Source organism: Mycolicibacterium xanthum (genome assembly GCF_019710635.1).
Classification (GTDB): domain Bacteria; phylum Actinomycetota; class Actinomycetes; order Mycobacteriales; family Mycobacteriaceae; genus Mycobacterium; species Mycobacterium xanthum.
The window spans coordinates 1-5,933 of the sequence record NZ_JAIFZS010000083.1 but is presented as its reverse complement, the minus strand read 5'-3'; the positions used below and the strand labels follow the sequence as shown (position 1 = coordinate 5,933).

General features: G+C 63.5%; 5 protein-coding genes and 1 pseudogene. 2 read left to right on the top strand and 4 right to left on the bottom strand.

All coding sequences use genetic code 11. From position 1 onward, the window contains the following. Positions 1–81 precede the first annotated feature (81 nt). The 3 genes from JDV09_RS24595 to JDV09_RS24585 all read right to left on the bottom strand — a co-directional run bounded on the left by JDV09_RS24595 (position 82) and on the right by JDV09_RS24585 (position 2,762). Positions 82–711, bottom strand: a complete 630-nt coding sequence (locus tag JDV09_RS24595) for a Maf family protein (protein WP_221371761.1) — start codon at positions 709–711, stop codon at positions 82–84. Positions 712–799: 88 nt separating this feature from the next. Beyond that, complete coding sequence (locus tag JDV09_RS24590) at positions 800–1,078, bottom strand: acyl-CoA carboxylase subunit epsilon (RefSeq protein ID WP_221371760.1); 279 nt, start codon at positions 1,076–1,078, stop codon at positions 800–802. Between the two features lie 46 nt (positions 1,079–1,124). Beyond that, on the bottom strand, positions 1,125–2,762 hold the full coding sequence (locus JDV09_RS24585; protein WP_221371759.1) for an acyl-CoA carboxylase subunit beta: 1,638 nt from the start codon (positions 2,760–2,762) through the stop codon (positions 1,125–1,127). 418 nt (positions 2,763–3,180) lie between these two features. Between JDV09_RS24585 and JDV09_RS24580 the strand changes: the two genes are divergently transcribed. After that, positions 3,181–3,591 (top strand): hypothetical protein, encoded by a 411-nt coding sequence (locus JDV09_RS24580; RefSeq protein WP_221371758.1) that lies wholly within the window; start codon positions 3,181–3,183, stop codon positions 3,589–3,591. A 114-nt stretch (positions 3,592–3,705) separates the two neighbouring features. Beyond that, the gene (locus tag JDV09_RS24575) at positions 3,706–5,577 is read left to right on the top strand and encodes a DUF4012 domain-containing protein (protein ID WP_221371757.1); all 1,872 of its coding nucleotides are present in this window, start codon (positions 3,706–3,708) and stop codon (positions 5,575–5,577) included. A gap of 194 nt (positions 5,578–5,771) precedes the next feature. Here JDV09_RS24575 and JDV09_RS24570 read toward each other — a convergent pair. Further along, a pseudogene (locus JDV09_RS24570) lies at positions 5,772–5,933 on the bottom strand (IS5 family transposase); the annotation flags it as partial.

The window sequence follows — 5,933 nt, the reverse complement described above, 5'->3', positions numbered from 1 at the left end:
CAAACGCAGTAGGGACTGCCACCACGTGGTGGCAGTCCCTACTGCGTTTCAGGGTCGGGCTTTGGTATCGGCGCGCGGCGGCTACTGCTTCCAGAGGTCTGTCACTGACACACCGACCCCGCTGAGCATCCGGCGCGCCAGGGGCAGGCTCAGCCCGATGACGTTGGAGGGGTCGCCCTCGATGCGGTCGATGAACCAGCCGCCCAGGCCGTCCAGAGTGAAGGCGCCGGCGACGTGGGCGGGTTCGCCGGTTTCGATGTAGGCCGACAGCTCGGTCTCCGTGGGTGTCCCAAAATGCACTGTGGTGCTGGCAGTCTCGCTGTCGGTATGGGTGGTGACACCCTCGGTGATACGGAGTAGCACGTGCCCGGTGAGCAGATAACCGGTAGAACCGACGAGCGACAGCCATTGTCGGCGAGCCGCCTCGGCAGACCCGGGCTTGCCGCACAGCGCGCCATCACGGTAGAGCATCGAATCGCAGCCGAGCACAACGCAATCGGTGGCGACGTCGTCTGGTAACTGTGCCGCGACGGCGGCGGCCTTGGTATGGGCAAGTTCGGCGACAACGGCTTCCGGCGCGGTGTCGGCCTGCAGCGAGGCGACCACGGCGTCCTCGTCGATGTCGGAGACGATGACGAGCGGCTCGATGCCGGCCTGCCGCAGCACCCGCAGCCGCCCGGTGGAGGCCGAGCCGAGGACGAATCGGGTCATAGGTCCGGTGATCTCATCGCGCGAGCGCAACGGTGCCGGACTTTGTGCGTATTCGCTCACTGGTGTCTGATCTGCTTCACGCAAGGGCTCAGCGACGCATGTGCATCCGCTCCAGTAGCGTGACGCGCTGCCAACTGAAGATCGAGTAGCGCAGCTTGTCCACCGGGTGGCCCCACGGGTTGAGCTCCTGCGGTCCCGGCTCCGGGGCGGGCCCGCCCGCGCCGGCCAACACGGTCACCAATGCCGCGATCTCCTCCAGGCTCGGGTCGCCCTTGAGGATCTGGAAATGCGGCTCCGGTGCTGGCGGGTCGTCGATGGTCATGTCCCGAGGATCAGACACCTCGACGATGTCGGCGTCATGTTGCATGGCTGAAAATCCTTGTCGTTCAAGCGGATTGGGTTTACAACCGGGATCAGAGCGGGATGTTGCCGTGCTTCTTGGGCGGGGTCTGGGTGATCTTGCGCTCCAACAGCCGCAGCGCAGTACCGATGTAGCCGCGGGTGTGCGACGGCGGGATCACCGCGTCGACGTAGCCGCGTTCGGCGGCGACGTAGGGATTGACCAGGGTGTCCTCGTACTCCTGCTGCAACTGCAGCCGCAGCGCGTCGACATCTTCGCCGTTGGCGGCGGCCTCCTTGAGCTGCGGGCGGTAGACGAAGCCGACCGCGCCGGAGGCGCCCATCACGGCGATCTGGGCGGTGGGCCAGGCGACGTTGACGTCGCAGCCCATGTCCTTGGAACCCATCACGCAGTAGGCGCCGCCGTAGGCCTTGCGGGTGATCACGGTGATCTTGGCGACGGTGGCCTCGCCGTAGGCGTAGAGCAGTTTGGCGCCGCGGCGGATGATGCCGTTGTATTCCTGGTCGGTGCCCGGCAGGAAGCCCGGCACATCGACGAGCATGACGATCGGGATATTGAAGCAGTCGCAGGTACGGATGAAGCGGGCGGCCTTCTCGGAGGCGTTGATGTCCAGGCAGCCGGCGAACTGGGTGGGCTGGTTGGCCACGATGCCGACCGGGCGGCCGTCGACGCGACCGAAACCGACCACGATGTTCTGCGCGTAGCCGGCCTGGACCTCGAGGAACTCGTCGTCGTCGAGGATGCGGGTGATGACCTCGTGCATGTCGTAGGGCTGATTCGGCGAGTCCGGGATCAGCGTGTCCAGTTCGAGGTCCTCGTCGGTGAGGTTCTCCTCGATCGGGCCGGGGTGCGGGGCCGGGTAGCGCGGCGGCTCGGCGTAGTTGTTGGGCGGCAGGTAGCCCAGCAGGTCGCGCACGTAGTCCAGGGCGTCCTGCTCGCCGGAGGCGACGTAGTGCACCGTGCCGGACTTGGCCATGTGGGTGTGTGCGCCGCCGAGTTCCTCCATGGTGACGTCCTCGCCGGTGACGGTCTTGATGACGTCGGGTCCGGTGATGAACATCTGGCTGGTCTGGTCGACCATGATGACGAAGTCGGTCAGTGCGGGGGAGTAGACGTGCCCACCGGCGGCCGCACCCATGATCAGCGAGATCTGCGGGATGACCCCGGAGGCCTTGATGTTGTTGTGGAAGATCCGGCTGTACAGCCCGAGGGAGACAACACCTTCCTGGATGCGGGCGCCGGCGCCGTCGTTGATGCCGATCAACGGGCGGCCGGTCTTGATCGCCAGCTCCTGGACCTTGACGATCTTCTCGCCGTAGACCTCACCGAGCGAGCCGCCGAACACGGTGGCGTCCTGACTGAAGACGCAGACGTCGCGGCCGTCGATGGTGCCGTAGCCGGTGACCACGCCGTCGCCGGTGGGGCGGTTCTTCTCCAGCCCGAAGTTGGTGCTGCGATGTTTGGCCAAAGCATCCAGTTCGACGAACGAGTCCTCGTCGAGCAGCGCGAGGATGCGTTCGCGGGCGGTCAGCTTGCCCCTGGCGTGCACCTTCTCCACGGCGGCCTCGCCGACCGGGTGCAGCGCCTCCTCGGCGCGCTTGCGCAGGTCGGCCAGCTTCCCGGCGGTGGTGTGGATGTCGATTCCGTGAGCGCCGGCTGGCGTCGCAGAGGATTCAGTCACGCTGGTCATACCGGTGATGCTAGCGGCGGGGCGTTCTCACGTCGCGGGCGACCCTTACTGGTCCCTTAGAAAGCTGGAAGTGGGCTGATCGTTGCGCCCCGACTGGGGCCCGCTTCTGCCTCGCCCCAGGACTGCGCCTCGGTGTGGGCGTCGTACTGCGTAAACCGATGGGACGAGATGTCAGCGAATGTGGAATCGGCTGCGGCCACCTGTGGGGTGCCGCTGAGTGCTGTTCACCGCATGGTGGCGGCGCACAATCAGTTAACCGTGACGTAACGAACCGCAGGTCGTGGAGTCGCGAAACCGTTGCGGTAGACTGTGACACCACTATGCGCGTTTCGGTTGACAGCCACTGGCGAGCATGCGAAGCTTTCCCGCAACGTCGTCTCGAACGACGTAAGGTCAACTCGAAAAAAGGTGGGGGTCTGTGGCTACTGTTGCCGAAAAGTTCTCGTCGGTCGGGACCAAGTTTCAGGTGGGTGCAGCAACCGCAGCGCTTGCGACTGCCGCCGCTCTGACGCCGGCCGTGGCCGCCAATGCCGATGTCGCGGTTCCGATGCCGAGCGCGCCGGCGATCACCGACATCGCGGCCGCTCCGGTTCTCGGGTCGATCGGCTACGCCGAAAATGCTGGCTGGCTGTGGGTCGGCCCGTCGCGTCCGGATGCTCCGCCCAAGACGACGTTCCTCTCGTTCAAGCCGCTGGTTCTCGTGCCCGACTTCTTCAAGCCGTTCTTCGGGTGGACCGCGGGCCTCAATTTCCAGGTCTGCGCCTTCGGTTTGACCGTGGCGGTCAATGCGTACGCGGAGTTCACCGCCTCGGTCGCCCGGGGCTGCTGATATTCGCCTAGTGTGTCGTTGTCAGATGGGACTGCCATCCAGTGGCAGTCCGATCGGCATGTGTGATCCTTGCTCAGTGTCTGAGCGGGGCCAGATCCATGGGAAACCGACTGAGTGAGCAGATTTTCTCGACGTCCGTCCAGCGATGACAATGGCGACGACGACAGCTATGACCTGCAAGTAAGCGACGATGACGAACAGGCCGGATGGTTCCGTCGGCAGCTACATGGTCGACGGGCGGTCCTCTGGGGTTCGTTTCTGGCCCTTCTCGTTGTCGTGCTAGCGCTCGGGGGTTGGCTGTGGGTCAAGGCCGGCGATGCGAAGGCAAATCTGGAGCAGGCGCGGGAGTACGCCCAGCAGACAAAAGACACACTGCTGGAAGGGAATTCCGAGGAAGCGTCCCGGCTGGCAGATAACGCGCGGGATAGCGCTCAAGCGGCGCGGGACGCAACTCATTCTCTGCCGTGGAACATCGCCGCCGCACTGCCCTGGTTGGGCAGCCCTTTCAAGGCCGGCCAGCAGATTTCCGATGTCGTCCTCGGATTGGCCGACGATGTCCTGCAGCCGACCGCCGATGTCGGTGTGACCATTTCGCCTGATCAGCTGTACAAAGACGGGCGTGTGGATGTGCAGTTGTTGCGGCAACAGGAACCGCAGCTGGCCGAGATTTCCGCCAACGCCGTCAAGCTTGATGCGCAGGCCCAGGAAATTGCTGATCCTGGATACTTGACAGTACTGCGTGACGCTCGCTCCCAACTTCAAAGCCAGACTTCCGGCATAGCGGGGGTGATCGAAAACACCGCGCTCGCCGCACGTCTTGCCCCAACGATGATGGGCGCGGACGGACCGCGGAGCTATTTCATGGCATTCCAGACAAATGCCGAGGCGCGCGGAACTGGAGGATTGCTGGGAGGGTTTGGGATCCTCCGTTTCGACAACGGGGTTCCGACCGTCGAGGACCTGGGCAAGAACACCGAACTTGCCGGCGCGTCCGCTGCCGTCGATCTTCCGTCGGAGTTCAATGACACTTACGGCGCTTCGAATCCGACGACGGACTTCCGAAACAGCAACTCGAGTTCGCATTTCCCCTATGCAGCGCAGATCTGGAAGTCGATGTGGGCAGGCAAGACGGGGATGAACGTCGATGGTGTGCTCGCAATCGACCCGATTGCCCTGAGCTACATTCTGCAGGCCGTCGGACCGGTCACGATGGCAGATGGCGAGAAGATCACGGCGGACAATGTGGTCGAACTGACCGAGTCGACCGCCTACGCGCGATTCCCGGATGATCAAAATGCGCGCAAGAATTACCTCCAGGGTATCGCCATCGAAGTGGTGAAGAAAGTCACCGGAAAGATTGACTCACCGAACAAACTGCTCGACGCACTCGGGAAAGCTGTCGGCGAGGGCAGAATCGCGGTGTGGAGTTCCTTCCCGGACGATCAAGCGCTCCTCGAGCAGACAAGACTCGGCCACGCCGTACCCGATGACGCCGCGCCGTATGCCGGCGTCGTGGTCAACAATCTCGCCGGCAACAAGATGGATTATTATTTGGAACGCGAGATCGAGTATATCGCCGACGACTGTAGTGGGGACACGAGAATATCGACCGTCACAGTTCGCCTGAAAAACACAGCCTCCCTGGACGCCAATCTGACGGAATATGTTGGAGGCATGGTCGGGCTACCCCGAGGTGCACCGTTTGAAGTACCCAACGGAACGATGATCACCTCGGTGCGTCTCCTCGCGACGAAAAATGCCACTTTGCTCAGTGCACTTGCCAACGGTGAAAGGGTTCCTGTTATAAAGAAGCAGGAACGGGGCCACCCGAGCTTCGAAGTGCAGGTGCTCATTCCGCCGGGGAAGTCGGGCGAACTGACCTTCCGCATGTCGGAGCCAACGTCGGCCGGCAGTCCGCGTGTGCCGGTTCAGCCATTGGTCGATGACGTTAAGCCTGTAGTTTCGGTGCCAGAGTGCTCGGAATAAGGTCGCGCGTGAAGGCCACCTGATGCAGCACGGGGACTCGCGCAACCAGCAGAAGAGGGGCGGCTTTGGATCTGCAGGACTTCGTCAAGCTGCTATGTGCTCGGTGGGTCACAGTGTATGTCACGACCGTGGTCGCGGTTCTTGGAGCGGTCGCGGTTTGCGTCAAGTAGCACCCCCTTGGCGGCAATCAATCACTAGGGCGTGTCTCCCGATTGTGGGGTGCCGACGCGGGCATGGATGACGGCGCAGGCCAGCAGAACGCCGCCGAGGTAGGTCAGGGCGTACTTGTCGTAGCGGGTGGCGATGCCGCGCCACTGCTTGAGTCGGTTGAAGCCTCGTTCGACGGTGTTGCGCAA

Bases quoted from the DNA above. Each gene is read 5' to 3' on its own strand.
- JDV09_RS24595 (WP_221371761.1), bottom strand. From the start codon at position 711: ATGACCCGATTCGTCCTCGGCTCGGCCTCCACCGGGCGGCTGCGGGTG.
- JDV09_RS24590 (WP_221371760.1), bottom strand. From the start codon at position 1,078: ATGCAACATGACGCCGACATCGTCGAGGTGTCTGATCCTCGGGACATG.
- JDV09_RS24585 (WP_221371759.1), bottom strand. From the start codon at position 2,762: ATGACCAGCGTGACTGAATCCTCTGCGACGCCAGCCGGCGCTCACGGA.